Below are 24,434 nucleotides of genomic sequence, written 5' to 3' on the forward strand. Positions count from 1 at the left end.
CTGGTGCTCGCCCTCGGCACGGGGCAGGCCGCCGACCTCGCGGTGCCGCTCGACCGGGACGAGCTGATCGCCTACGGGCCGCGGCCGTCCGACAACGGCGCCGCCCGGCTGGGGACGGCGGCGTTGGTCCGAAGCCCGGACCCGGCCACGGCACGCGCCATCCCGACCCCGGACCGGTACGCCGACCCTGGGTGCACAACTGGCAGTTCGGCAGGCGGTGGTGATGATTCAAGCGGCTGATCACCGCGCACGAGCATCTGCTGGCCGTGCTGCTGACGCTGAAGCTGTGTCAGCGCATGGGGTACTTCCCGACGCTGGAGGACGTGCCGGAGCAGGTGGTGGCCAAGCGGCGTGGATCCGTCGGGAAGCTCACCGTCACGGACTCAACTGACGCCGCTCGTCGTCCAGCGCCCGCCCCACCCCGGGGCGGGCGTCTGCGTGTTCAGTTGACACTCCCATGACCAAGCACGCAGGTACCTGATCACCTCGAAGAATCTACCGGCTGAGTACGCCGAGTGGCTTGGGGCGGCGAATCTCGGCGGAAGGGCTTCGGTCCGTCACGGTGCCCCGTGCCGGATCACACCCGGCACGGGGTCGCGGCCGTGAACGTCGCCACGCACCGCAGCCGTCGCGGCGAGGGCGTGCCTGGCTGCCACGACGCGTGGCGAACCGGCCCGTTCCGGCCCTCCCCCAGGGGTGTCCGTGGTGGGGTGTCAGGGTGTGCCGAGGTACGTGGTGGCCTGGACGTCGTGCAGGTGTATGAGGATGTCGTGGGCCTTGCCGAATGCGGCCGTGTATTCCACGGGGTCGGGCCATCCGGCGCCGATGTTCCAGGTGCCACGCTCCTTGTCCAGCCACTCGCGCACCGGCTCGGGGGCCTTGCGCATGTCGAGGATGTAGTCGTCCCGGCGGGCCTTGTCCAGGGTCCGTTCGTTGGAGCCCGGCTTCGCGCCGTCCACGTGGTAGCTGCGCATCACGTTGTCGTCGGTGCCGAACGCGATGAAGGAACCCTCGTAGAACGAGAAGCCGATACTGGCGTAGCGGCTGCCCAGTGCGTCGCGGAGAAAGGAGCCCTGAGTCTTGGGGTACCGCGTGTCGAACGAGTCGTAGGACACGTGGGTGTTGTGGGCCGACAGCAGAATCTTGTTCCCGGTGTACTGGTGCCACCACTCCACGTTCTCGGCCATCACCTGGTCGCGGAGCTTCATCATCTGGGCGATTTGATCCTCGTCGCCGATGTCGAAGGACAGGCCCCTGGCCATCTGGTGGATGGCCAGGGCGTGCTGTGTCATCCACAGATGGTTCTGCTTGTCACCGGGGCCGGGGCGCTGTGCGCGCAGGAGGTCGTAGACCTTCCGGGTCCGCTCCGCCCGCTCCTGGCGCTCGGCGAGCGGCAGCTTGTAGTACTCCTCGGCGAAGGTGCCGGCGTCGGTTGTCGGGGCCAGACCGCGGTACAACTCGGTCGCCTGCTTCAGCAGTTGCGGGTACTCGTGGGATACGTAGTCGATGACCCGTGCGTACAGTTCCGGGCCGGCGTAGCCCATGTCGTTGCCCATGAAACGCACCGGGTCGCCGGGGTGGTGGAGGTTGTAGTCCCGCATCCACCTGATGAGGTCGATGTAGTCCTGGTTGTTCCAGATCCGGTAGGAACCCTGGAACTCCTCACGGGCGATGTCCTTGAGGTTGCCCTTGCCCTGCACCACGTACTCGTCGATCCGCACACCGCTGCTCCAGGGGAGTTCCAGGCTGAAGGTCCGGAAGCCTTTCTCCTCGACCAGATAGCGGAAGACCCGGTGCTTCATGCGGAAGAAGTCCCGCGAACCGTGGGTGGCCTCGCCCAGTCCCACCACCTCGGTGCCCTTGAGCATGCGGCCCAGCGCGTCGAGGTCCCGCAGACTGCCCGTGGGGTTCGTGGTCCGCAGGGGGTGGGAGCTGCGGTCGATGCCGGCCACCACACTCTCGCCGCTCTGCCAGGAGGCAGATGCCCTCGATGCCGGGGCCGGTGAACCGTGCGCCGTGGCGCCCATGGCAGGCGTGGCGACCGTCAGCGCGCTGAGGGAGAGGAGGACCGAGGGGATGATTACTGCCTTGCGTCGCGTCATGCGTACAGATTTCCGCGCGCACAGGGTCCGTCACCAACCCGTTTGCTGCCCATCTCCAAGTACCGCAGGCACTACCCCGGGACTCGGGCGAAGAGCAGATACAGGGGACGACGAGATGCACCACGTTGCGCCGGCGAGTCCCGCCAGCCTGTCAGGTGCGCCCGGCGGGTCGGGGCGGGGCAGACAGGAAAGGGAGCAGCTCGCGGGCGAAGGCATCGGGTCGTTCCTCGGGCACGAAGTGGCCACTGCCCTCAATCACCGCGCCGGTCAGGTGCGGCGCGGCTTTGTCCAGGCTGTCGGCGAGTCGGGCGCCTGAGCTGTGCTCGCCGCCGACGGCGAGTACGGGAATGGGAAGGGTTCCTCCGGTTTCGTGCCAGGCCCGGTTGACGCGGCCGTCGTCAAGGAGGGTGCGGTAGTGCGCGAAGCCGGCGCGCAGTGCCTCGTTTCCGCGGTAGGAGGAGGCGATGGTGTCGACCTCTTCCGGCGGGAAGGTTCCGGGTACCGCGGACAACCAGTCGAACCACCACGTGAGGAAGTCGCTTTCCCGGCCTTCGAGGAGCAGCTCGGGCAGTTCTTCGGTCATGAAGAGGCCGAAGTGGAACAGGCCGCCGGAGGCCACGTCCATCGCCTGCTCCAAGCCGAAGCCGGGGAGGGCGAGTTCGACGAGGACGAGGCGTTCGACTTCCTCGGGGTGGCGGCGGGCGTAGGCGAAGGCGACCATGCCGCCGATGTCGTGGCCGACGACGCTTACGCCGCCGTGGATGCCGAGCTGTGCGAGGAGTTCGCGCATGTCCTCTGCTTGTGTGTCCTTGTCGTATCCGCTCGGGGGACGGTCAGAGGCACCCATGCCGCGCAGGTCGGGTACGACGACGCGGTAACCGTGCGCGGCGAGGGCCGGCATGAGGTGTCGCCAGGCTCGCCACGTCTGGGGCCAGCCGTGCAGAAGGAGTACGGGTGCACCGGACCCGCCGACCACGGCATGCAGCCGGGTGCCGTTCGCCGTGACGGTGATGCTCTCGAATCCGTCGGGGAGGGGTGTTTCGTCGCTCATTATTGGATCACCTGGGGTCGGAGAGGAAGACCAGCATTTTCTGGTCGCGGGGGCCGGTGAAGTCGGCGGACGGCCCGGCCGGTTGAGGCTGGCATCGTCGGGTGGGGCGTTCTCGAAGCCGATGCCGTGCGGGACGCCGACCCTCGTGTGGGTCCGTGCTCCTTCAGGCCTGCAGTGCGAGGGCTTCGCGGACTGCGGGTACGACTTCGGCGGCGAACGCGCGGATCTGCTGGCCGTGGTCTCGTTCGGGCCAGATGACGAAACCGTTCATGCCGACGGTGCGCACGAGCGTGACAAGGTGCTCGGTCCACTGGGCGGCGGGCCCCTGGAACGGGCCGGCCGACTCCGGTTGGATGACACCGGCGATGTTGTAGACCCGGCGGATCGTGTCCGGATCGCGGCCCGCCGCCAGAGCTGCGTCGTCGATGCGGCGGACAGCCGTGGGCAGTGCGTCAAGTCCGAGGTAGGCATGCGACGGAAGCCAGCCCTCCGCCTTTGCACCGGTCAGAGCCAGCATGCGGGGCCCGTACGAGTCTGGTGGGCGATCTGCGGCCCACCTCGCTCTCGCGCGAGGATCGACACTGCTGCGGCCATGCCGCCGCCGGCGCTGTCGCCCATGACCCCGATCCGGCCGGGGTCGACGTCGAGTTCTACGGCGTGCTCGTGCAGCCAGTTCAGCGCTGCATAGCCGTCTTCGACCGGGGTGGGAAAGGGGAATTCGGGGGCGCGGCGGTATTCGACGGAGAGCATGGGTACGCCGCTGGCGGAGACGTAGCGGGCGACGGGACCGTCGAAGTGGTCGATGTGGCCGAAAAATAGCCACCGCCGTGGAAGTACACCACTGCGGGACCCGGTGTGATGCCCTTCTTGGTGTACCAGCGCATCTGGATCTGTGTGCCGTCGTCTGCGGTGACGTAGCTGTCGCGCGTCTGGACTTCTTCAGGGAAGGGCTGGGCGGCGCTGGAGGCTGCGAGGATCGGCTCCCAGAAGGCTCGACGACCTTCGACGTCGTCGCGCGAAGGCTGGAATGCTTCGGTCCCGCCCAACTGAGCCAGGACCTCGGCTACTTCGGGGTCCAAATTGAGTGTCATGATCTCGGTCTTTCGCTGCGTGGTGTGAGTGGTGGAACGAGTTGAGTGACGTCGATGGCGAGACCGTCGGGGTCGATACAGGTGAACACGCTCGGCGTAGGTTCAGATCGACTTGAGGACTCGGACCCGATCGGCGATGGCGCGTCGCGCGACGTCGGTGTCGAAGGCGATGGAGTCGAACTCGTGCGGGGCGCCGGGGTGGAGGTGGAACTCCACCGGCACGCCGGCGCGGCTGAGTTTGGTCGCGTAGGCGGTGTCCTCGTCGCGGAAGACGTCGAGTTGGCCGACCTCGATGTAGGCCGGCGGCAGGCCGGTCGCATCCTCGAGACGGGCGGGAGCTGCCGTGGGCGGGACATCGGGGCCGCCGGCGGCCTCGCCGAGCAGGGCGGGCCATGCGGTGAGGCTGTCGTCGTAGGACCACAGAGCGTAGGGCTCGATGTGGGGGTCGGGGGTGGTGGTGCGGTCGTCGAGCATGGGCATGAGCAGGATCTGCCGGGCGATCCGCGGGCCGCCGCGCTCGCGGGCGAGGATGGTCAGGGCGGCTGCCATGCCGCCTCCGGCGCTGTCGCCCATCACGCCGATGCGGTTGGCGTCGACGTCCAGTTCGGCGGCGTGTTCGTGCAGCCAGCGCAGTGCGGCGTAGGCGTCTTCGAGCGGTGTCGGGAAGGGGTGCTCGGGGGCGCGGCGGTACTCGACCGACAGCATCGGCACGCCGCTGGAGGACACGTAGCGGGAGACCGGTCCGTCGAACAGGTCGATGTGGCCCAAGATGTATCCGCCGCCGTGGAAGAACAGCACGGCCGGGCCGGGCTCGGCGCCGTCCTTGACGTACCAGCGCATTTTGATCTGTGTGCCGTCGTCCGCGGTCGCGTAGTGCTCGTGGGTCCTCACGTCGGCCGGGATCGGCTGCGCGGCTCCCGCGGCGCCGATGATCGGTTCCCACATGGCGCGGCGGCCCGCGATGTCGCCCACAGCCGGCGGCTTGGCCTCGGCCATCGCGCCGGCCATCGGGGCCAGCGCCTCGGCGATCTCGGGATCCAGGGACAGTGTCATGGTCGTTTCCTTTCGAGGCTGGTCGGTCGGTGTCAGGCGGCGGGCGCGACGATGACGACCTTGCCGTGCAGCTCGCCCGTGGCGGCCTGGGCGTGGACCGCCGGCAGCTCCGCCAGCGGCACCCGCTGCGCGACGTCGACGCGCAGCTCGCCGGAGTCGATCAGTGCCACCAGCCGCGCCAGCTGGTCGGCGTCGCTGCGGACGAACAGGTCGATGCCCCGCACGCCGCGCTCCTCGTCGCTGGGTGCGGGCATCCACACCGTGGTGTTCACCAGCACCCCGCCCGGACGGATCAGCGTGACGAGCGCGGCGAGTTCGGCCGGGTCGACCGGTGCAAGGTTGAGCACGACATCGACCGGTTCGGTCACCGCCTCGGTCACGCTGGTGGTGGTGTGGTCGATGACCTCATTGGCGCCGGCCGATGTGACCGCCTCGCTGCTGCGCCCGCTGGCCGTGGCGATCACGTATGCGCCGGCGTTCTTGGCCAGCTGCACGGCGTAGCCGCCGACCGCTCCGCCCGCGCCGTTGATCAGCACGCGCTGACCCGCCGTCAGCTTGGCGTGATCGAACAGCGCCTGGTACGCGGTCAGGCCCGCCACCGGCAGCGCTGCGGCGTCGGCCGGCGGGACGCTCTTCGGCGCCGCCGCGAGGATCTCGGCCGGGGCGATGACGTACTGCGCTGCGGCGCCGGGCTTGCCCATCGGCAGGAAGCCGACAACCCGGTCGCCGACCGTGATGCCGTCGACGCCCTCGCCCAGCGCGTCGATGGTGCCGGCGACGTCGAGGCCGGGAGTGTGCGGCAGCACCACCGGGATGGGGCCTTGCATGAAACCGCCGCGGATGTTGCCGTCGACGCCGTTGAACGACGTCGCGGCGACCCGGATCCGGACCTCACCGGCCCCGGGGACGGGCTGCTCCACGTCCTCGTAGCGCAGGACGCTCGGGTCGCCGTACTCGTGGAAACGCACTGCCTTCATGTCGGTTCTCGCCTTCACTGCGATCGATGTTACTTCGAATTCGAAGCAACTGTTGATGACGGTACATCTACTTCGAATTCGAAGCAAGTGCTTGTCGGTCACTGCCGGTGCGAGCTCATCGCCACGGCGAGTTCGGCGGCGGCCTGGTCGATGCACGCGCGCAGCCGCGCCGCGTCGCTGCGCGCCGCGGCCTGCCAGTCGGCGGGATCGGCGACGACGATCGTGGGCACGGGTTCGGTGTGCACATCGGTCAGGCGTCTGCGCATCACCTGCGTAAGGTCGGGCGGCTGCCGGCGGGAGCCACTGTTGAGCGCCAGCAGCACCGGCATGCCGGAGAGGATTCCGTCCCCGAGGACGGCGAAGAACGAGTCGAACACCTCGCTCGGGGACGCGGCGAGCACCGGAGTCGCCACCACGAGCCCGTCGGCCGCCACGACCGCCGCGATCGCCTCCCGCAGGTCGAGGCTGGCGCGGCGCTGGGCAAAATGCTGAGCGAGGTCGGGCGCCAGCCGGTGCAGCTCCAGCACCTCCACCTCGGCGCGCGCACCTCCGGCCGCCAGTGACCGGCACACAGCCTCCGCCACCCAGTCCGCAAGCCGGCGAGTCGGACGCGGATAGCCGGCACCGGCGCTCACCACAGCCAAGGACACCGGACTCCACTCGGCGGCGCTCATCTCGGCATCGTGTTCTCGGCTTCTTCCCCACGGCCGGACTGTGATGCCGTCACCGGGGAGAGCCAAGCGCGACGGTGCCGGACAGTTCCGCGGCATCGGCAAGCAGCTGAGCGGGGATCTCGAAGCCCTCCAGGCGGCTCACGAAGGTGACGGCCCACGTGGCGGAACATCCCGCCCTCCAGCAGCTCGTGCTCCTCCGCGCCGGCCCACACCAGCGCCGAACCGGACAGCAGCAGGTGGAACGGCGGCGCCTCGGCGTCGAGCAGGACGCTGAAGACACTCCCGCCGATCCACTCGAGCTGCTGGTCCTCCCGTTGCGCGGGACTGGAGATACTCATGGCCGGTCCTCGGGATCCGTGGGCGGCGGCGCCGTCCTCGTGCTCCTAACCCTGTGCCGCACCACTGCCCGATCTCCATGTTCTGCGGTGCTCACTCGGGCCCAACACTGCCCATACCGTGCGCTCACGAGGCCACCGCCGAGGTGGCTGGAACGGCGACACTCCACACTCTTCGAATTCGAAGCAGTAGACTCCGGACATGCCTGATTCACCGCCGTCGCTCGACCGTGTGCAACTCGGCGCCTACTTCGACCTCGTCGAGGTGACCAGCCTGCTCCGGCATGCGGTCGAGCAGCAGCTGCGCGAGACCGGTGATCTCAGCTATGTGCAGTTCCAGCTGCTGGCCCGCCTCGGAGACTCGCCGACGGGCAGCCACCGAATGACCGACCTCGCCGACGGCGTCGTCTACAGCCGCAGCGGCCTGACGTACCAGGTAGGTCTACTCGAAAAGGAGGGCCTGGTCGTCCGCGCTCCCTCGCTGGACGACGAGCGGAGCATCACCGTCACCATCACCGATGCCGGGCGTGAGCTGCTTGCGAAGGTGCTGCCGGGGCATGTCGAGGTGGTCAGCGACCTGTTGTTCGAGCCGCTTTCGCGCGACGACGTCAAGGCTCTCGCGAGCCTGCTGGCGCCGGTACGCGACCATATGCGCTCGACACCGCCCCGCTCGGCCACGCCTCGCCGCCGCAAAGGCGGAGCATAAGGACTCGACAGGCGTCGGAGCCCCGCAGGCCGCAGCGGAACAGGACGCGGCGAGACGCCGGGCCGGCCGCGGCAGTCGCCGGTCAACCGGGACGGGGGAAGCCGAGGCGTCAGGTTGGTCGGCGGGCGAACTGGGCGGGTGTTTCTTGAATGCGCGGATGAAGTGGCTGCTGTCGGTGAAGTGCCGGCGCGCGGCGGCTTCGGAGACAGCCAAGCGAAGAGCCCAGAGCTCGTTGGCAGCGGTGTGCTGCGGGGTCACCCAGCGCATTGAACGTGCCCGTCCTGCCGCCCGGGCCGAGGAAACGCCCCCTGCTGCTCATGTGTCCTCCGCGCTGACGAAGATGTCGCCGCAATCCCATCCGGTGTCGCAGACGTACACGCCTACTACGCATAGCCGTTCCTACTGTTGGCTGCACTTCAACCGTCAACAACCAATCGCCCGCGGGTGCACCCACCTGAACCATGGGCCTTGCACGCCGACACCGCGGGCGCTCTGCCCAGCGGCAAGGTCGTCGTCGCGCCAGGCGACCGACTCCCCCTTGACCGACATCTGAGGAGACGACCGCGATGATCCCCGACGACGACCCGTCCCGCTCGCTGACCGTCGCGAACCCCGACGACCCCGGCACGACGTACATCTCGCTGGTGGGCAACACGTACGGCATGCTGGTCACCGGCGAGCAGACCAACGGCCGATACTGCCTGATCGACATGCGCATCCCCGACGGCGGCGGCCCACCGCCGCACCGGCACGACTTCGAGGAGATGTTCACGATCCTCGAAGGCGAGATCGAGTTCACCTTCCGCGGCGAGAAGCACACCGTGGGGGCCGGGTCCACGATCAACATCCCGGCCAACGCGCCGCACAACTTCCGCAACGCCTCGGGTGCGCCGGCCCGCATGCTGTGCATGTGCACCCCCGCCGGCCAGGACGAGTACTTCCTGCGCATCGGCGATGTCGTCGCGGGCAAGGACGCACCGCCGCCGCAGCTGTCGGAGGACGAGCTCGCGGAGCGCCGCCGTCGCGCGGCCGAGCTGGCCTCGACCTACCGAAGCGAGTTCCTGTAGCCCGCAGGGGCCGACAAGCCCGGCCGTCGGCCGAAGCTCACCGAGCCTGGGCGGCCTTCGACAGCTCGACGTCATCCAGGACTCGGCCAGGCCCGGTCCCGCTCCGGTCACGGACGTAACCGGACCTTGATCATCCATCTCCTGTCCGACCGTGGAGGCATGACGGAAACCAGAGAGGGGCTTGGATTGGGAGCAGTGGGCCTGGCGGGCCGGCTGGCGCAGGCTCGAGCCGGTGCGCTGGTGGGCAGGGAGCCGGAGCGGGCGGTGCTCGACCGGATGCTGTCGGGCGCGGCGGACGCTCCACTCGTGGCGTACATGCACGGTCCCGGCGGCATCGGCAAGTCCTCGCTGGTGCGCTACGCCGCCCGGCAGGCCGAGCTCACCGGCCGCCGCGTGGTGCACGTGGACGGACGGTTCCTCGACGCTGATCCGCGCCGGCTCGAGGAGACTGCGGCCCCGGCGTGTGCCGAACCCGGTGCGGTGCTGCTCATCGACACCTTCGAGCAGTGTCAGCCACTCGAGGCATGGCTGCGCGAGACCTTTCTGCTGCGGCTCGCCGACCACGCGATCGTGGTGGTGGCCAGCAGGGTCGCCCCCGACGCCGAATGGTCGCTGGACCCTGGATGGGCGCAGTTGTTCACCGCACTGGCCGTGCGGCCGCTCGACGCCGCTCAGTCCCACGCCCTGCTCGCTGCCCGGGGTGTCCCCGCAGAGCAGCGCGGCGCCTTCGTCGCCTTCGCCGGAGGCAGCCCGCTCGCCCTCTCGCTGGCCGCCTCCGTCCCGGCCGCACCCGGCGCACCGTGGGAGCCGACCGGCGACGTCCTGCGGACCCTGGTCGAGCGGCTGGTGGGCGACCTGCCCGGCGCCGTCCACCGGCGCGCCCTCGAGGTGGTCGCGCAGGCCTACGTCACCCGCGAGCCCCTGCTGCGCGCAGTGCTGGGTGACGAGGAAACCGACAAGGTGTTCTCCTGGCTGCGCCAGCTGCCCTACATCGAGGCCACGCCGGAAGGGCTGCACCCGCACGACGCGGTGCGGGCGACCCTCGAGGCCGACCTGCGCTGGCGGGACCCCGAGCGCTACGACGACGTCCGCGCCCGCATATCGCTCGCGGGCCTGCAGGCCGTGCGCGGCGCCGCCGAGGACGACGTGCTGCTGCGGGTCGCGGAGTGGATGTTCCTCTTCCGCAACCAGAGCGGACCGGATGATCTGTACAACTACCGAACGCACCCGCACATCGAAGACACTCCGCTCCAGGCCGAAGACGTCCCCGGTGTGCTGCGCATGGCCGAGGAGGCCGAGGGCCCGGCATCAGCGGCAGCGGTCGCACACTGGCTTCGCCGCCAACCGGAGGCCTTCCGCGTCCACCGCTACGCGGGCTCCTCCGCACCAGCGTCATTCATGGCCATTCTGCGGCTGGACGCGCCACTGCCCGAGGACCGCGCTGAGGATCCGGTAATCGCGGCAGTCTGGGACCTCGTGGAGGCGGCCGCTCCCCTGGGACCGGGCGAGCACTTGGGCATCCGCCGCTTCGCGGTGCAACCCGGCGGGCACCAGAGGCCCTCGCCCCTGATGGAGCTCACCAGCCGGCGCACCATCGGCGAGGAGATGCGGACCCACAAACGCGCGGTGACCTTCACCGTCTTCGAAGACGCCGACCTGTGGGGGCACTACCTCGCCGAGGCCGGGATGCCGGAGGTCGCGGCCGTGGACGTCGGCGGCCTGCGACAGCACGTCTTCGGCCGGGACTGGCGACGGCAAACAGTGGAACAGTGGGTGCAACACCGGGCTCGCACCGCGGTCACGCCCGTAGCAACATGGCCCGCGACTGTCGCCGCGAGTGACCCGGGCGACCGGCCGGCGCGCGCCGCGTTCGCGGAAGGCGTGCTCGAGGCACTGCGCACCTGGCACACCCCCCGCGAATTCGCCACCAGCGTCCTGCTGTACTCCCATCTCGTGCCGCCGGGCTCACCCGACCCGGCCGCGGACCTGCGCGGCGCCATCCTCACCGCCCTCGACGCGCTGCAGATCGATCCCGCGGGCGTCAAAGCGCACGAGGCTCTCACCGCCACCTACATCACGGCCTCCCGCACCCACAAGGCCGCCGCCCGGCGACTCGGGGTTCCCTACGGCACCTACCGTCGCCGCCTCGCCCTGGCCAAGCAACGCCTGATCGAACAACTGCTGCGCAACCAACCACGACAATCCCCCCGCCCCCGCCACACTCGCGAAAGCTCCGCCACATCAGCCCGTGTGGGGTCTGTCCAGTGAACTTTGCGCTCTCCCCTTCGAGCGGCGGCTACACGCCTCGTACACAGCGGCCGGGCCAGGTGCGCGGAGCGCGACTCGGCGCTGGCATGGAGGAAAACCCCTCCATCGACTTCCCGCTCCGCGACCTCACGATCCCCGTCTGGTCAGGCAACAAAGTCCGTCAAGCAAAGGGACGTTATGGACGACCGTATTGATCTCGCCGAGCTGCTGAGCCGGTATGCAGATATTGCGGATATGAAGGAGTTCACCCACCTGCCCAGTCGCATTTGCACCGATCCCCTGACGGTGGATTTCGAAGCAGTTACCGGCATGCCGGCGATAACTGCTTCGCTGCATGACTGCGTCGAGCTCCTCCGCACAACCTTGGCGCCCTTCGCTGCGACCCACCACGCGATCACCGGCCACGTCGTCACCATCGACGGCGACAGTGCGACGATTCACGCGCACGTGCGTGCCGAGCACTGGCTTCCGGTGGAACTCGTCGGTGACGGACCCGACCGCTGGCTGGTGGTGGGTTTCTACGATACGGAGGCGGTCCGTACGCCGAAGGGATGGCGCATCAGCCGATTCAAACTCACCGTGACCCACCAGGAAAATCCACAGCTGGCGAGCCTCGCTCAAGCCGCTGAGCAGGCGCGCCGACCCCAGGCCTGAGGGGGAGCCGTATCTCAACCGATCTTGGAACCTGCAAGTCGAACGGCGTTCCTGGTCGGGCGATCTTCCGCCGGTATCCGTCGGACATGACGGACGCGTAGTGGGCGGAGGTCCGGCCTTTGCTGCCGGTGCCGGCCTGGCTCCAGGGCAGAGGCGGGCAGCCCGAGAGCTATTGCCACCCCCAGATGCTGGACGCGATCCGCCGACCGGCTGCGCGGGACGGTCCGTGAACGCGAGGGCCGTGAGGCCGAGCCCGCGGCGGGGATCACCGACGCGCAGTCGGTGCGGGCCGCCGCGACAGTCCCGGCCTCCTCACGCGGCTACGACGGCGAATTGGTCACTCATTTTGAGCGCCTACACGCGAAGAGCGTCACCCAGTCCGGCGGATGAGTGCCAGATACATCGCGTCCGTCCCGTGCCGGTGCGGCCACAGTTGTACGTCGGGACCGTCGCCGAGGTCCGGTACGCCCGGCAGCATCGGGCGGGCGTCGAGGAGTTCGGCGTGCGGATCGTGCTTGAGCACGTCGTCGACGACGGCCCGGGTCTCGGCGAGGTGCGGCGAGCAGGTGGCGTAGCCGACGACTCCGCCGACCCGCACCGACTCGAGCGCGGTGCGCAGCAGGGCGCGCTGCAGCGGAGCGAACCCCTCGAGATCGTCGGGCCGCCGCCGCCAGCGCGCCTCGGGCCGCCGCCGCAGCGCCCCCAGCCCGGTGCACGGCACGTCCATCAGCACCCGGTCGAAGGAGCCGGGCAGCCACGGCGGCCGGGTCCCGTCGCCGGCGATGACCTGATACGGACCGGGGTTCCCCTGGAGCGCCTTCGCGACCAGCGCCGCCCGGTGCGGCTGCTTCTCGGAGGCGACGAGCATCGCGCCCCGCTCGGCGGCGAGGGCCGCAAGCAGCGCGGCCTTGCCGCCGGGCCCGGCACACCCGTCGAGCCACTTCTCGTCGGAGCCGTCGATGGGCGCGTTGGCCAGAGCGAGCGCGACGAGCTGACTGCCCTCGTCCTGCACACCGGCCCGCCCCTCCCGCACGGCCTCGATCGCACCGGGCTCTCCGCCCTCGGTGAGCCGTACGGCGTACGGTGACCAGCGCCCCGCCACCGCGGCCTCCTCGCCGAGCAGTTCCTCGGCGGTGGCCCGCCCGGGCCGGGCGACCAGGGTGACCTCGGGCCGCTCGTTGTCGGCCTCCAGCAGCTCCTCGATCCCGGCGCGGCCGCCGCCGAGGGAGTCCCACAGCGCGGAGACGACCCAGCGGGGGTGGGAGTGGACGACGGCGAGATGCTCCTCGGGATCGTCGTCGTAGGGCGGAGCGACCTTGGCGAGCCACCCGTCGAGGTCGTCCTGGGCAACCTTCCTGAGGACGGCGTTGACGAACTTGGCCCGCCCGTCGCCGAGCACGACCCGGGCCAGCTCGACGGAGGCGGACACCGCGGCGTGCGTGGGGATCCGCGTCCCGAGCAGCTGATGCACGCCGAGGCTCAGCACATCGAGCACGGGCGGGTCGACCTCACGCAGGGGCCGGTCCACACAGGCGGCGATGACGGCGTCGTACGTCCCCTGCCGCCGCAGCGTCCCGTACACCAGCTCGGTCGCGAGCGCGGCGTCCCGCCCGTCGAAGTCGCCCTTCTCCCGCGCCTTCCTGAGCAGCGGCGGCAGGACGAGGTTGGCGTACGCGTCTCGCTCGTCCACCGCCCTGAGCGCCTCGAAGGCGAGGAAGCGGACGGGATCCTTCTTGGGCCGACGGTAGGGCTTGCGGGGCCGGCGGGACTGCTCACTCACGTAAAAGGTGCTCCGGATGAAAGATGAAAGGGGGAGAGATGTGCCCCAGCGTACGTCGCTGCCGGGGACCGCCGCGTCACACGCCCAGCGTCTCGCCGTCCGCGTCCCGCACGCCACGCGCCCAGTCGGCCGCCCGCATTGGCTTCTTGCCCTGGGCCTGGACCCAGAGCAGCTCGACGGCGTACGAGCCCGTACCGACGTACACATGGTTCTTGCCGACGGAGAGGACACCTGGGGCGAGCTCGTCGCGGTCGGGCAGGGTGGCGACCTGGATGAGCTTGAGCCGCTCACCGTGGAAGGTGGTCCAGGCGCCGGGGGCCGGCGTGCATCCGCGGACGACGCGGTCGACTCGCAGTGCGGGCGCCGACCAGTCGACGCGGGCGTCCTCGACGGTGATCTTCGGGGCCAAGGTGATGCCTTCGGCCGGCTGCGGTACGGCCTTCAGGGTGCCGTCCTCGATGCCGTCCATGGTCGCGGCGAGCAGCCCGGCGCCGGCGAAGGCGAGCCGGGTGAGCAGGTCGCCGCTGGTGTCGGTGGGCCGGATCGTCTCGGTCACGGTGCCGTAGACGGGCCCGGAGTCGAGCCCCTCTTCGATGAGGAAGGTCGAGGCGCCCGTGATCTCGTCGCCGGCCATGATGGCGTGCTGCACGGGTGCCGCTCCCCGCCAGGCGGGCAGCAGCGAGAAGTGCAGATTGACCCAGCCGTGGGCGGGGACGTCGAGGGCCACACGGGGCAGCAGGGCGCCGTACGCCACGACCGGACAGCAGTCCGGCCCGATCTCCTCGAGCCGCTCCAGGAAGGCGGGGTCCCGCGGCTTGGCAGGCTTCAGCACCTCGAGTCCGGCCTCCACCGCCCGCTCGGCGACCGGACTCGCGACCAGCCTGCGTCCCCGCCCGGCCGGCGCATCGGGCCGCGTGACGACAGCGGCCACCTCGTGCCGCCCGGAGGCGATCAGAGCGTCCAGTGCGGGAACGGCGACCTCGGGGGTGCCGGCGAAGACGAGCTTCATGGGTGGGTACGGGCCTCTCGGGCGGGGGTTGGACGGGCGACGCACCAGTCTATGGGGGGCAGGCGGGGCATGGCCTCCGGACCGGCAGCGGTGTGCTGCTGCCGCCTGTCGAGCGCTGAGCGGGTCTGGCAGCGCCCCGAAGGGGCGCGGGGAACTGCGCGACCAGCCACGACGGACCCGCAGCCGACACACCGCGCTTCCAGCGGAGCGCCAGCGCACGCCCGAGTGACAAGGGCGCACGCATATGCCCATACGCCCCCTCTGCGTGACCCGCGGAGCGAATCCGCGTTGGTCAAGAAAGAGTTGACCACAACGGGCCGCACATCGCGCGGCCCGATCCTTTTCAACGCCGGTTCGAGAGGCTTGTTCATGGCCGACCACGCAACCCACGACGCCCAGGCTCGGGCCAGCCTGCACTTGCTGGTGCGGGACATCGAGCGGGTCCGCCGGCAGGTGGACGCACTGCGCACCCTCACCGCCCAGTTGGGCAACGTCTACCGCCCGCGCCGCTCCGGCCCGTCCACGGGCTTCGTCGTCTACGGACGCGCCCCCGCCCCGACGGTCCGCCTCGCGCAAGAACTGCGCGACAGTGTCGAGACCCTGGTCACGGCCGCCGTGGATTTCGACCGCTCACTCGGCTTCTCCTGGGACGCGGTGGGCTCCGCACTCGGCGTCACCAAGCAGGCCGTCCACCGCCGTTACGGATCACGCCGTGCCGCGACGCAGACGGCCACCGAGGCCGAGCACCCCGCGGAGCCGAAGAGCGCCCGCACGGTCAACGTCAACACCGGCTTCCCCACGATGCCGACGGTCCCCGCCGCCCGCTCCATGCCGACCCAGCCGACGGCAGGCAGCCCGGCCCTCCGCGACGAGGCCAGGCCGACGGCCTTCCCGGGCCCGCGCAACGGCTGACGACACCCGCACTGCCCTCCCGGAACGGAACCGGGAGGGCAGAAGCATGCGGCGGCCCGAGTGAAGTCGGCTACGGTTCGGCAGCGCCCCGAAGGGGCGCGGGGCTGTATCAATGTGCGGCTCCACCTCGTGGGCGCGACCAGCCCCCACCGGCCCGCAGAGAATGCCCCCGCCCAAGTCGCGGTCGCTGCCCTGCCCCCGCCGGAGTCGCCCCTCACCCAATGTCCGGCGGATCAACCCGAACCCGAACCGCCTCCCCGCCCCCCTTGGCCATCCGCGCAGCCTGCGCGGCCTTCAACGCGGCGGCCAGCGCAGCCCCCCGCCCCGGCGGCACCCGGATCAAGGCCCGGTCCCAGTGCTCCCCGGGCGGCGGCGCCCCCACGCGCCGCGGTCCCCCCGCGGCGGTGACCGGCACCGGCACGGGCCCCAACACCTGGGCTTCCCGCGGCAGTTCCACCGCCTCCAGGAACTCCGCGACCGCCTCCCCCGGCCCGGTCACGGCAGCCATCCGCGACACCGGCGGGAACCCCAGCTCGGCGCGCTCACCGAGCTCCCGTACCGCATGGCCGACAGGATCCCACCGCACCAGCGCCTGCACGGGCCGCAACGTGGGTTCGGCGACGACCACCACGGTGCCGCCGTCCCCCTGCGGCCGTACGAGCGCGGACGCGGCGATCCACCGCCGCAACGCGTCCTCGCCGGCGCGCAGATCGGGCCGTCCGAGCATGGCCCAGCCGTCCAGCAGCAGAGCGGCCGCGTATCCGCCTTCGGCAACCGGCTCGGCCCCCGGCGTACTCACGACCAGCGCCGGAGCCCCCGGCACGGTGTCCAGCACATGCTCACGCCCCGACGTGCGTACCGGAACGGCCGGGAAGGCACGCCCCAGTTCCTCCGCGGTCCGCCGCGCCCCCACGACCTGCGCCCGCAGCCGGAACGACCCGCACTCCGGACAGTGCCAGGCAGCCTCCTCGCGCCCGCACCAACCGCACCGCAACGCCCCGGCGTCCTGCCCCTCCATCGGCCCGACGCAATGCCGGCACCGCGCCGGCGCCCGGCACTGCGCGCAGGCCATCCGCGGTACGTACCCCCGCCGCGGCACCTGCACGAGCACCGGCCCGGTGCGCAAGGCATCCCTGGCGACCTGCCAGGCAAGGCTCGGCAGCCGTGCCGCCCGCGCGGCCTCGTCCCGCGCGAGATCCCCGTCCCCCACGGTCCGTACGAGCGGCGCGGCGCCCCGCACCTGCTCGCGTGCCGCCACCAGTGGCCTCGCCCATCCGCTCTCCACGAGCTGCGCGGCCTCCACCGTGCAGCTCCAACTGCCCAGCAGAAAGGCGCACTTGTCCTGGGCCGCCCGGAGCAGCAGCACCTCACGCGCATGCGGCTGCGGCGCATGCAGCTCGCTGTGGCTGTCGTCGCCGTCGTCCCAGATGGCGACGAGCCCGAGATCCCGCACCGGTGCGAACATCGCAGCCCGCGTCCCCACTACGGCTCGCACGGACCCCCGCCGCACCGCCAGCCACTCCCGATACCGCTTCTCGGGCCCGGCATCGGCGGTGAGCACCGCATGCCGCCCCTCCCCCAGCAGCGTCGTCAACGCGGCATCGACCCGCGCAACGGCCCGTCCGTCCGGCAACACGACCAGCGCCCCGCGTCCGGAGGCGAGCGTCGCCGCAACGGCCCGGGCCAGCTCCTCGCTCCACGCATCGGCACCGGGCAGCGCGTTCCACACAGCACGCGGCGCACCCCCGGAGGCCAGCGCCTCAAGAAACGCGCCCCCTCGCTCGTACCGCGCCCATGACCCCGCATCCGGCACCCCGGGCGCGGACAACGGCTCGGGCGACGGCCGTTGCTCGGCCCGCGCGCTGCGTGGCGGCACCGCGAGCTGCAACACATCGGCGAGACTCCCGGCGTACCGATCGGCGACCGCGCGAGCCAATCCGAGCAGTTCCTCGCTCAACACGGGCTCGGGCGACACCACTTGGGCCAGCGCGGCCAACGGCCCCGCATAGTCGGACTCGGCCCGCCGCTCGACAAGGAACCCGTCGATCAGCCCGCCGCCCTCACGCCGCCCGTCCCGCACCCGATGCCGCCCGGCCCCGAACCGCACCCGCACCCGCACCCCGGGCTGCGCCTCGGCGTCGAGCTCCTCGGGCACCGCGTAGTCGAAGTACCGATCAAGATGCAGCACCCCCTTGTCCACCAGCACCCGCGCGACAGGCAGCTCCTTCGCGAGCGCGGCCCCCCGCCACGTCCGCGGCTTGGCCCGCGGCGCCTTCGCCTGACGCACACTCTCCCGAATGAGCGCGAGCTGCTCAGGCGGCGCACCCTCCGCGCCGCCCTCCCCCTGCCCGTTCTCGCTGCTCACCCTTGCATTCTGCCAAACGCCACTGACAACCAGCGGCGTCCGAGCCCCGGGGGCCGCCGGAACGCACCGAGGCCCGGCGCCCCCAAGGGCACCGGGCCTCGCAGAAAGCCGTGGGACCTACAGCCCTACAGCCCCGCCGCCTGCCGCAGTGCGTCCACGCGGTCCGTGCGCTCCCAGGTGAACTCGGGGAGCTCACGGCCGAAGTGGCCGTACGCGGCGGTCTGGGAGTAGATCGGGCGGAGGAGGTCGAGGTCGCGGATGATGGCGGCCGGACGGAGGTCGAAGACCTCGTCGATCGCCTTCTCGATCTTCTCGTGGTCGATCTTGGCGGTGCCGAAGGTCTCGACGAAGAGACCGACCGGCTCGGCCTTGCCGATCGCGTAGGCGACCTGGACCTCGCAGCGCGTGGCGAGGCCCGCGGCCACGACGTTCTTGGCGACCCAGCGCATCGCGTACGCGGCCGAACGGTCCACCTTGGACGGGTCCTTGCCGGAGAACGCGCCGCCGCCGTGGCGGGCCATGCCGCCGTACGTGTCGATGATGATCTTGCGGCCGGTGAGGCCGGCGTCGCCCATCGGGCCGCCGATCTCGAAGCGGCCGGTGGGGTTGACCAGCAGGCGGTAGTTCTCGGTGTCGAGCTTGATGCCCTCGTCCAGGAGCGCCTTCAGCTCCGCCTCCACGACGAACTCGCGGATGTCGGGGGCGAGCAGGGACTCCAGGTCGATGTCGCTCGCGTGCTGCGAGGAGACCACGACCGTGTCGAGGCGGACGGCCTTGTCGCCGTCGTACTCGATGGTGACCTGGGTCTTGCCGTCGGGGCGCAGGTACGGGATGGTGCCGTTCTTGCGGACCTCGGACAGGCGCTTCGACAGACGGTGCGCCAGGAAGATCGGCAGCGGCATCAGCGTCGGCGTCTCGTCCGTCGCGTAGCCGAACATCAGGCCCTGGTCGCCCGCGCCCTGCTTGTCCAGCTCGTCCTCGTCGCCCTCGACGCGGTTCTCGTACGCCGTGTCGACGCCCTGCGCGATGTCCGGGGACTGCGCGCCGATGGACACCGACACACCGCAGGAGGCGCCGTCGAAGCCCTTCTTCGAGGAGTCGTAGCCGATCTCGAGGACCTTGTTGCGGACAAGCGTCGCGATGTCCGCGTACGTCTTGGTGGTGACCTCGCCGGCCACATGCACCTGGCCGGTCGTGATCAGCGTCTCGACGGCGACCCGGGACGTCGGGTCCTCGCGCAGAAGCGCGTCGAGAATGGTGTCGCTGATCTGGTCAGCGATCTTGTCGGGGTGGCCCTCGGTCACAGACTCCGAGGTGAACAGGCGACGGGACACAACGCTCCCTGGGGTTGCAGCGGCTGCTGGCTGATCATGGTCGGACGGGCTCGGGGGCTGCGCCCGGCTCCGTCCGAGAACAGTTTATCGGTCGGCTCGGCCGTCGGTCTTCCTGTCTCGCCACTCGGGAGCACGGTGACCTGCGGCACGGGCATTCTGCCTAATCCACGGTGACCTTGGCCAGGGGTGCCACGCCTCTATGTCCGAGGCGTGGGAGAGCCGTGAAACGAATGAAACGTTCACAGCAGCCGCTGGGCCACCAGGTCCCACACTGTTTCGGCCAGGGCTTCCTTCGGGCCGTGCGGGACGGGGGTCTCGGTGCCGTCGGCGCCCAGCACCACCGCCTCGTTCTCCTCGGCGCCGAACGTCTTGCGCTCCCCCACCTCGTTCACCACCAGCAGGTCGCAGCCCTTGCGTGCCAGCTTCTTGCGTCCGTTGGCCAGGACGTCGTCCGTCTCGGCGGCGAAGCCGACGATCACCTGTCCGGGGCGGGCGCGGTCGGCCGATATCTCCGCGAGGATGTCCGGATTCCGTACCAGCACGATGGGGTCCGGGTCCTGGCCGTCTCTCTTTTTGATCTTTCCGGCCGCGTAGGTCGCCGGGCGGAAGTCGGCGACCGCGGCGGCCATGACGACCGCGTCGGCGTCCGCGGCCGCCTTCAGCACCGCCTCACGCAGCTGTACGGCCGTCCCGACCGGCACGACATCCACACCCGCCGGGTCGGGCAGGGCCGCGTTCGCGGAGATCAGCGTCACACGGGCGCCGCGCGCCGCGGCGGTGCGGGCGAGGGCGTAGCCCTGCTTGCCGGAGGAGCGGTTACCGAGGAAGCGGACCGGGTCGAGGGGCTCGCGGGTGCCCCCCGCACTGACGACGACGTACCGGCCGGCCAGGTCGGGTTCCGTCACTCCCCGGGCCAGGACGCGACGGCAGACCTCGAAGATCTCGGCCGGATCGGGGAGCCGGCCCTTGCCGGTGTCGACGCCGGTGAGGCGGCCCACGGCCGGTTCGATGACGACCGCACCGCGGCGGCGCAGCGTCGCCACGTTCTCCTGGGTGGCCGGGTGCTCCCACATCTCCGTGTGCATGGCAGGGGCGAAGACGACCGGACAGCGGGCGGTGAGGAGAGTGTTGGTGAGCAGGTCGTCGGCGAGGCCGTGGGCCGCCTTCGCGAGCATGTCGGCGGTCGCCGGGGCGACGACCACCAGATCGGCGTGTTGGCCGATACGGACGTGCGGGACCTCGTGGACGTCGTCCCAGACCTCCGTCGCGACCGGGTGGCCGGAGAGCGCGGACCAGGTGGCGGCACCGACGAAGTGCAGGGCGGAGGCGGTCGGCACGACTCGCACGTCATGGCCGGTCTCAGTGAGCCTGCGCAGCAGCTCACAGGCCTTGTACGCGGCGATGCCTCCGCTGACCCCCAGAACGACCTTGGGCTTGTCCACCGTCTCTCCCCGGACTCGGCAAACGTACGACTCCACTACACACCACAGGCCCGGCAGTCGCGCTGCCGGGCCTGTGGAAAAGTCAGCTGCAAGCTGTAAATACTACTGCGCCGGACCCTCAACGGCCTCGGACGTCAGCAGACCCGCGTTGATCTCACGCAGGGCGATCGAGAGCGGCTTCTCGTGGACGTGGGTGTCGACGAGCGGACCGACGTACTCAAGGAGACCCTCGCCGAGCTGCGAGTAGTACGCGTTGATCTGGCGGGCACGCTTGGCCGCGTAGATCACCAGGCTGTACTTCGAGTCAGTGGCCTCAAGCAACTCGTCGATCGGCGGGTTGATGATGCCCTCGGGCGCGGTGATGGAAGAGGACACGCTCTACCTTCCGACAGATGGGATGAGATCGAAAACGATCACACAACGTCCACCAAGGCTAGCAGCTCGCGCGCCACGTCCTCGACGGAGGTGTTGACCAAGGTCACATCGAACTCCGGCTCGGCCTCCAGCTCGACCCTCGCGGCGTCCAGACGCCGCTCGATCACCTCGGGCGGCTCGGTACCGCGTCCGGTGAGTCTGCGTACCAGCTCCTCCCAGGAGGGAGGAGCCAGGAACACCAGCTGGGCCTCCGGCATGGACTCGCGGACCTGCCGGGCACCCTGGAGGTCGATCTCCAGAAGGACGGGCTCACCCGCCTCCAGGCGCTCCAGCACGGCCCTGCGGGGTGTGCCGTAGCGGTTGCCGGCGAATTCCGCCCACTCCAGCAGCTCGCCATTGGCGATCAGCTTGTCCATCTCCTCGTCGGTGACGAAGAAGTAGTGGACCCCATGCCGCTCGCCGGGGCGGGGCTTACGGGTCGTCGCCGACACCGAGAGCCAGACCTCGGGGTGTTCCTTGCGCATATGGGCGACGACCGTGCTCTTGCCGACCCCGGAGGGGCCGGAGAGCACGGTCAGCCGCGGACGTTCACTCATGCAGCGATTATTCCAGCTATCCCGGCATGCCCGGGACTCCCTGCCCGCATGACGGGCTCAGGAGCCGGTGCTGCCGAACTCACGCTCCAGGGAAGCGATCTGGTTCGAGCCGAGGCCGCGCACACGACGGCTCTCGGAGATGCCGAGTCGCTCCATGATCTGCTTGGCGCGGACCTTGCCCACGCCCGGCAGGGACTCGAGGAGGGCGGAGACCTTCATCTTGCCGATGACGTCGTTCTCCTGGCCCTGCTTGATGACCTCGTGAAGGGAGGCGCCGGAGTGCTTGAGTCGATTCTTGACCTCGGCCCGCTCCCGGCGAGCCGCGGCGGCCTTTTCGAGCGCGGCTGCGCGCTGTTCAGGGGTAAGGGGCGGAAGAGCCACGCCTACGTCACCTCGGATGTTGAACTGTCGGATACGGACCGGTGAGGAACCTAGTCGCCCCACACCTGGGGAGCCACGAGCAACACGCTTGCCCGTTCACTCTGCTCGGAGACTAGCGGCCAAGTCCGCCAGAGTCAGCGAGAACAGCGGAAAAGTCCTGGTCAGCCTCCCTGGAGACGGACATTTGCGACATATTGCCCCGGATTTGAGAATGTATTCAGGCTCAAGTCGGTCCCGAGCCACTCATCGGAGGACTGGTGCGACCCGTTTCGAACGCCTCAAGCGGTGGTCACGGCCGCCCGGATCTCCTCCGCGAACCGCTCGGCGGCACCCCGCAGCGCGCCGGCGTCGGGCCCGTGCCGCAGCACTCCCCGGCTGACGTTCGGCACGACATTGCGCACCGCGGCGCCGAAGACCCCGGGAAGGTCGGCCGGGGTGGCCCCTTGGGCGCCGATCCCGGGTGCGAGGAGCGGACCGTTGATGTCGAGGTCGTACGACGACAGATCGCCGAGTGTGGCGCCGACGACCGCCCCGAAGGAGCCCAGCGGCTCCTCCCCCGCGTTCTCGGCGGCCAGGTGCGCCAGCATCGTCGCTCCGACGGTCCGCCCGTCGGCGCGGACGGCGTGCTGGACCTCGCGGCCCTCGGGGTTCGAGGTGAGCGCCAGCACGAACAGGCCCGTGCCGCTCTCCCGGGCCAGCGCGACGGCCGGGCTGAGCGAGCCGTAGCCCAGATACGGCGAGACGGTCAGCGCGTCCGAGAAGAGCGGGGAGTCCTTCCGGAGGAAGGACTCGGCGTACGCGGCCATGGTCGAGCCGATGTCGCCGCGCTTGGCGTCCATCACGACGAGCGCACCTGCGGCGCGGGCCTGTGCGACCGTCTTCTCCAGGACGGCGACACCGCGCGATCCGAAACGCTCGAAGAACGCGCTCTGCGGCTTGAGGACCGCGATCCGGTCGGCCAGCGCCTCGACGACCGTGTGGCTGAACCGCTCCAGGCCCGCGATGTCGTCGTTCAGGCCCCACTCACTGAGCAGGGAGGCGTGCGGGTCGATGCCGACGCACAGCGGGCCGCGCTCGTCCATGGCGCGGCGCAGGCGGGCACCGAAGGGTTCCTGGCTCATGCGGCCTTCCTTACGTCGGCGCCGACCGCGTCGGCGAGGGTGGCGTACGGGCTGGTCCTCAGGCGGGCGGCGAGGCCCTTGTGAATGGCGCGGGCGTAGAAGGGGCCCTCGTAAATGAAGGCGCTGTAGCCCTGGACGAGGGTGGCGCCGGCGAGGATGCGCTGCCAGGCGTCCTCGGCGTCCTCGATGCCGCCGACGCCCACCAGGGTGATCCGATCCCCCACGCGCGCGTAGAGGCGGCGCAGCACCTCCAGGGAGCGCGCCTTGAGGGGGGCGCCGGAGAGTCCGCCGGTCTCCTCGATCAGCGAGGGTTCGGATGTCAAACCGAGGCCCCCGCGCGCGATGGTGGTGTTCGTGGCGATGATCCCGTCCAGACCGAGCTCGACGGCCAGGTCGGCGACCGCGTCGACGTCCTCGTCGGCGAGGTCCGGCGCGATCTTCACCAGCAGCGGGACACGGCGGTCGGTGACCGTACGGTCGGCGGCCTCACGGACGGCGCTCAAGAGGGGACGCAGGTGATCCACGGCCTGCAGATTGCGCAGGCCGGGCGTGTTCGGCGAGGAGACGTTCACGACCAGGTAGTCGGCGTACGGCGCGAGGCGCTCCGTCGACTTCACATAGTCCCCGGCCGCCTCTTCCTCCGGGACGACCTTGGTCTTGCCGATGTTGACGCCCACGACGGTCTTGAAGACCGGCGTACGGGAGGCCAGCCGGGCGGCGACGACCAGTGAGCCCTCGTTGTTGAAGCCCATGCGGTTGATCAGCGCCCGGTCCGGCACCAGCCGGAACAGCCGCTTCTTCGGATTGCCCGGCTGCGCCTCCCCGGTGACCGTGCCGATCTCGACATGGTCGAAGCCCAGCATCGACATGCCGTCGATGGCGATCGCGTTCTTGTCGAAGCCGGCGGCGAGCCCGAAGGGGCCGTGCATACGCAGCCCGAACGCCTCGGTGCGCAGCTCCTTGTAGCGGGGCGCGAGCACGGCCGCAACGAACGTGCGCAGCACCGGGATGCGGACGGCGAGGCGGATCCAGCGGAACGCCAGATGGTGGGCCTGCTCCGGGTCCATCCGCTGGAACGCCAGACGGAAGAAAAGCTTGTACATCACTGTGTCCTCACGAAGAGGGGGACACCGTTTCCGAT

General features: G+C 70.3%; 23 protein-coding genes and 1 pseudogene. 6 read left to right on the forward strand and 18 right to left on the reverse strand.

The window, feature by feature from the left end; genetic code table 11:
- Nucleotides 1–224, forward strand: a pseudogene (locus tag KCH48_RS33625) (hypothetical protein); the annotation flags it as partial.
- A 489-nt stretch (nt 225–713) separates the two neighbouring features.
- Here KCH48_RS33625 and KCH48_RS33630 read toward each other — a convergent pair.
- The 8 genes from KCH48_RS33630 to KCH48_RS33665 form a co-directional block, all read right to left on the reverse strand.
- The gene (locus KCH48_RS33630; RefSeq protein WP_210580303.1) at nt 714–2,102 is read right to left on the reverse strand and encodes an erythromycin esterase family protein; all 1,389 of its coding nucleotides are present in this window, start codon (nt 2,100–2,102) and stop codon (nt 714–716) included.
- A gap of 151 nt (nt 2,103–2,253) precedes the next feature.
- Nucleotides 2,254–3,153, reverse strand: coding sequence for an alpha/beta fold hydrolase (locus KCH48_RS33635; RefSeq protein ID WP_210580305.1), 900 nt, complete (start codon nt 3,151–3,153; stop codon nt 2,254–2,256).
- Between the two features lie 163 nt (nt 3,154–3,316).
- Nucleotides 3,317–3,670 carry a hypothetical protein gene (locus KCH48_RS33640; RefSeq protein WP_210580307.1) on the reverse strand — a complete coding sequence of 118 codons (354 nt, stop codon included), beginning with the start codon at nt 3,668–3,670 and terminating at the stop codon, nt 3,317–3,319.
- Nucleotides 3,658–4,032 carry an alpha/beta hydrolase fold domain-containing protein gene (locus KCH48_RS33645; protein WP_210580545.1) on the reverse strand — a complete coding sequence of 125 codons (375 nt, stop codon included), beginning with the start codon at nt 4,030–4,032 and terminating at the stop codon, nt 3,658–3,660. Before KCH48_RS33645 ends, KCH48_RS33640 begins: the two co-directional genes overlap by 13 nt.
- 314 nt (nt 4,033–4,346) lie before the next feature.
- Nucleotides 4,347–5,297 (reverse strand): alpha/beta hydrolase, encoded by a 951-nt coding sequence (locus KCH48_RS33650; RefSeq protein WP_210580309.1) that lies wholly within the window; start codon nt 5,295–5,297, stop codon nt 4,347–4,349.
- 32 nt (nt 5,298–5,329) lie between these two features.
- On the reverse strand, nt 5,330–6,274 hold the full coding sequence (locus tag KCH48_RS33655; protein WP_210580311.1) for an NADP-dependent oxidoreductase: 945 nt from the start codon (nt 6,272–6,274) through the stop codon (nt 5,330–5,332).
- A 98-nt stretch (nt 6,275–6,372) separates the two neighbouring features.
- Nucleotides 6,373–6,948: an NAD(P)H-dependent oxidoreductase gene (locus tag KCH48_RS33660; RefSeq protein WP_210580313.1), complete on the reverse strand. Its 576-nt coding sequence runs from the start codon at nt 6,946–6,948 to the stop codon at nt 6,373–6,375.
- The gene (locus KCH48_RS33665; protein ID WP_246886275.1) at nt 6,945–7,286 is read right to left on the reverse strand and encodes a hypothetical protein; all 342 of its coding nucleotides are present in this window, start codon (nt 7,284–7,286) and stop codon (nt 6,945–6,947) included. Before KCH48_RS33665 ends, KCH48_RS33660 begins: the two co-directional genes overlap by 4 nt.
- Before the next feature lie 199 nt (nt 7,287–7,485).
- Between KCH48_RS33665 and KCH48_RS33670 the strand changes: the two genes are divergently transcribed.
- The 4 genes from KCH48_RS33670 to KCH48_RS33685 all read left to right on the forward strand — a co-directional run bounded on the left by KCH48_RS33670 (nt 7,486) and on the right by KCH48_RS33685 (nt 11,978).
- A complete protein-coding gene (locus tag KCH48_RS33670; protein ID WP_210580315.1) occupies nt 7,486–7,989 on the forward strand; it encodes a MarR family winged helix-turn-helix transcriptional regulator in 504 nt (167 codons plus the stop codon).
- 566 nt (nt 7,990–8,555) lie between these two features.
- Nucleotides 8,556–9,056 (forward strand): cupin domain-containing protein, encoded by a 501-nt coding sequence (locus KCH48_RS33675; protein ID WP_210580324.1) that lies wholly within the window; start codon nt 8,556–8,558, stop codon nt 9,054–9,056.
- A gap of 159 nt (nt 9,057–9,215) precedes the next feature.
- On the forward strand, nt 9,216–11,324 hold the full coding sequence (locus tag KCH48_RS33680; RefSeq protein WP_210580327.1) for an ATP-binding protein: 2,109 nt from the start codon (nt 9,216–9,218) through the stop codon (nt 11,322–11,324).
- 177 nt (nt 11,325–11,501) lie between these two features.
- Nucleotides 11,502–11,978, forward strand: coding sequence for a nuclear transport factor 2 family protein (locus KCH48_RS33685; RefSeq protein ID WP_210580329.1), 477 nt, complete (start codon nt 11,502–11,504; stop codon nt 11,976–11,978).
- Between the two features lie 370 nt (nt 11,979–12,348).
- On the opposite strand, the gene KCH48_RS33690 is transcribed toward KCH48_RS33685, so the two are convergent.
- Both KCH48_RS33690 and fmt read right to left on the reverse strand, forming a co-directional pair.
- Nucleotides 12,349–13,758 carry an RsmB/NOP family class I SAM-dependent RNA methyltransferase gene (locus tag KCH48_RS33690; protein WP_210580331.1) on the reverse strand — a complete coding sequence of 470 codons (1,410 nt, stop codon included), beginning with the start codon at nt 13,756–13,758 and terminating at the stop codon, nt 12,349–12,351.
- Nucleotides 13,759–13,834: 76 nt separating this feature from the next.
- On the reverse strand, nt 13,835–14,767 hold the full coding sequence (gene fmt / locus KCH48_RS33695; RefSeq protein ID WP_210580333.1) for a methionyl-tRNA formyltransferase: 933 nt from the start codon (nt 14,765–14,767) through the stop codon (nt 13,835–13,837).
- A 369-nt stretch (nt 14,768–15,136) separates the two neighbouring features.
- Between fmt and KCH48_RS33700 the strand changes: the two genes are divergently transcribed.
- The gene (locus KCH48_RS33700; protein ID WP_210580335.1) at nt 15,137–15,679 is read left to right on the forward strand and encodes a hypothetical protein; all 543 of its coding nucleotides are present in this window, start codon (nt 15,137–15,139) and stop codon (nt 15,677–15,679) included.
- A 214-nt stretch (nt 15,680–15,893) separates the two neighbouring features.
- Here the strand turns inward: KCH48_RS33700 and KCH48_RS33705 are convergent, their stop codons facing one another.
- The 8 genes from KCH48_RS33705 to KCH48_RS33740 all read right to left on the reverse strand — a co-directional run bounded on the left by KCH48_RS33705 (nt 15,894) and on the right by KCH48_RS33740 (nt 24,396).
- Entirely contained in the window at nt 15,894–18,044 is a 2,151-nt protein-coding gene (locus KCH48_RS33705; protein ID WP_210580337.1) for a primosomal protein N', read from the reverse strand.
- Between the two features lie 125 nt (nt 18,045–18,169).
- Complete coding sequence (gene metK, locus KCH48_RS33710) at nt 18,170–19,378, reverse strand: methionine adenosyltransferase (protein WP_210580339.1); 1,209 nt, start codon at nt 19,376–19,378, stop codon at nt 18,170–18,172.
- 239 nt (nt 19,379–19,617) lie between these two features.
- A complete protein-coding gene (coaBC, locus tag KCH48_RS33715) occupies nt 19,618–20,820 on the reverse strand; it encodes a bifunctional phosphopantothenoylcysteine decarboxylase/phosphopantothenate--cysteine ligase CoaBC (RefSeq protein WP_210580347.1) in 1,203 nt (400 codons plus the stop codon).
- A 102-nt stretch (nt 20,821–20,922) separates the two neighbouring features.
- A complete protein-coding gene (rpoZ, locus tag KCH48_RS33720) occupies nt 20,923–21,195 on the reverse strand; it encodes a DNA-directed RNA polymerase subunit omega (protein ID WP_003982715.1) in 273 nt (90 codons plus the stop codon).
- A gap of 38 nt (nt 21,196–21,233) precedes the next feature.
- Nucleotides 21,234–21,791 (reverse strand): guanylate kinase, encoded by a 558-nt coding sequence (gmk, locus tag KCH48_RS33725; RefSeq protein ID WP_210580350.1) that lies wholly within the window; start codon nt 21,789–21,791, stop codon nt 21,234–21,236.
- Between the two features lie 57 nt (nt 21,792–21,848).
- The gene (locus tag KCH48_RS33730; protein WP_003977346.1) at nt 21,849–22,172 is read right to left on the reverse strand and encodes an integration host factor; all 324 of its coding nucleotides are present in this window, start codon (nt 22,170–22,172) and stop codon (nt 21,849–21,851) included.
- Between the two features lie 278 nt (nt 22,173–22,450).
- A complete protein-coding gene (gene pyrF, locus KCH48_RS33735) occupies nt 22,451–23,293 on the reverse strand; it encodes an orotidine-5'-phosphate decarboxylase (protein ID WP_210580352.1) in 843 nt (280 codons plus the stop codon).
- A complete protein-coding gene (locus KCH48_RS33740; RefSeq protein ID WP_210580354.1) occupies nt 23,290–24,396 on the reverse strand; it encodes a quinone-dependent dihydroorotate dehydrogenase in 1,107 nt (368 codons plus the stop codon). The genes pyrF and KCH48_RS33740 overlap by 4 nt, the downstream gene beginning before the upstream one ends.
- Nucleotides 24,397–24,434: the final 38 nt, after the last annotated feature.

The organism is Streptomyces sp. GESEQ-4 (assembly GCF_017948455.1).
In the GTDB taxonomy this organism is placed as follows: Bacteria; Actinomycetota; Actinomycetes; order Streptomycetales; family Streptomycetaceae; genus Streptomyces.

Coding starts and splice junctions, on each gene's coding strand:
- KCH48_RS33685 (WP_210580329.1), top strand. CDS start 11,502: ATGGACGACCGTATTGATCTCGCCGAGCTGCTGAGCCGGTATGCAGAT.
- KCH48_RS33665 (WP_246886275.1), bottom strand. CDS start 7,286: ATGAGTATCTCCAGTCCCGCGCAACGGGAGGACCAGCAGCTCGAGTGG.
- KCH48_RS33640 (WP_210580307.1), bottom strand. CDS start 3,670: ATGCTGGCTCTGACCGGTGCAAAGGCGGAGGGCTGGCTTCCGTCGCAT.
- pyrF (WP_210580352.1), bottom strand. CDS start 23,293: ATGAGCCAGGAACCCTTCGGTGCCCGCCTGCGCCGCGCCATGGACGAG.
- KCH48_RS33740 (WP_210580354.1), bottom strand. CDS start 24,396: ATGTACAAGCTTTTCTTCCGTCTGGCGTTCCAGCGGATGGACCCGGAG.
- gmk (WP_210580350.1), bottom strand. CDS start 21,791: ATGAGTGAACGTCCGCGGCTGACCGTGCTCTCCGGCCCCTCCGGGGTC.
- KCH48_RS33660 (WP_210580313.1), bottom strand. CDS start 6,948: ATGAGCGCCGCCGAGTGGAGTCCGGTGTCCTTGGCTGTGGTGAGCGCC.
- KCH48_RS33700 (WP_210580335.1), top strand. CDS start 15,137: ATGGCCGACCACGCAACCCACGACGCCCAGGCTCGGGCCAGCCTGCAC.
- KCH48_RS33670 (WP_210580315.1), top strand. CDS start 7,486: ATGCCTGATTCACCGCCGTCGCTCGACCGTGTGCAACTCGGCGCCTAC.
- KCH48_RS33650 (WP_210580309.1), bottom strand. CDS start 5,297: ATGACACTGTCCCTGGATCCCGAGATCGCCGAGGCGCTGGCCCCGATG.
- fmt (WP_210580333.1), bottom strand. CDS start 14,767: ATGAAGCTCGTCTTCGCCGGCACCCCCGAGGTCGCCGTTCCCGCACTG.
- KCH48_RS33680 (WP_210580327.1), top strand. CDS start 9,216: ATGACGGAAACCAGAGAGGGGCTTGGATTGGGAGCAGTGGGCCTGGCG.
- KCH48_RS33655 (WP_210580311.1), bottom strand. CDS start 6,274: ATGAAGGCAGTGCGTTTCCACGAGTACGGCGACCCGAGCGTCCTGCGC.
- KCH48_RS33630 (WP_210580303.1), bottom strand. CDS start 2,102: ATGACGCGACGCAAGGCAGTAATCATCCCCTCGGTCCTCCTCTCCCTC.
- KCH48_RS33635 (WP_210580305.1), bottom strand. CDS start 3,153: ATGAGCGACGAAACACCCCTCCCCGACGGATTCGAGAGCATCACCGTC.
- KCH48_RS33675 (WP_210580324.1), top strand. CDS start 8,556: ATGATCCCCGACGACGACCCGTCCCGCTCGCTGACCGTCGCGAACCCC.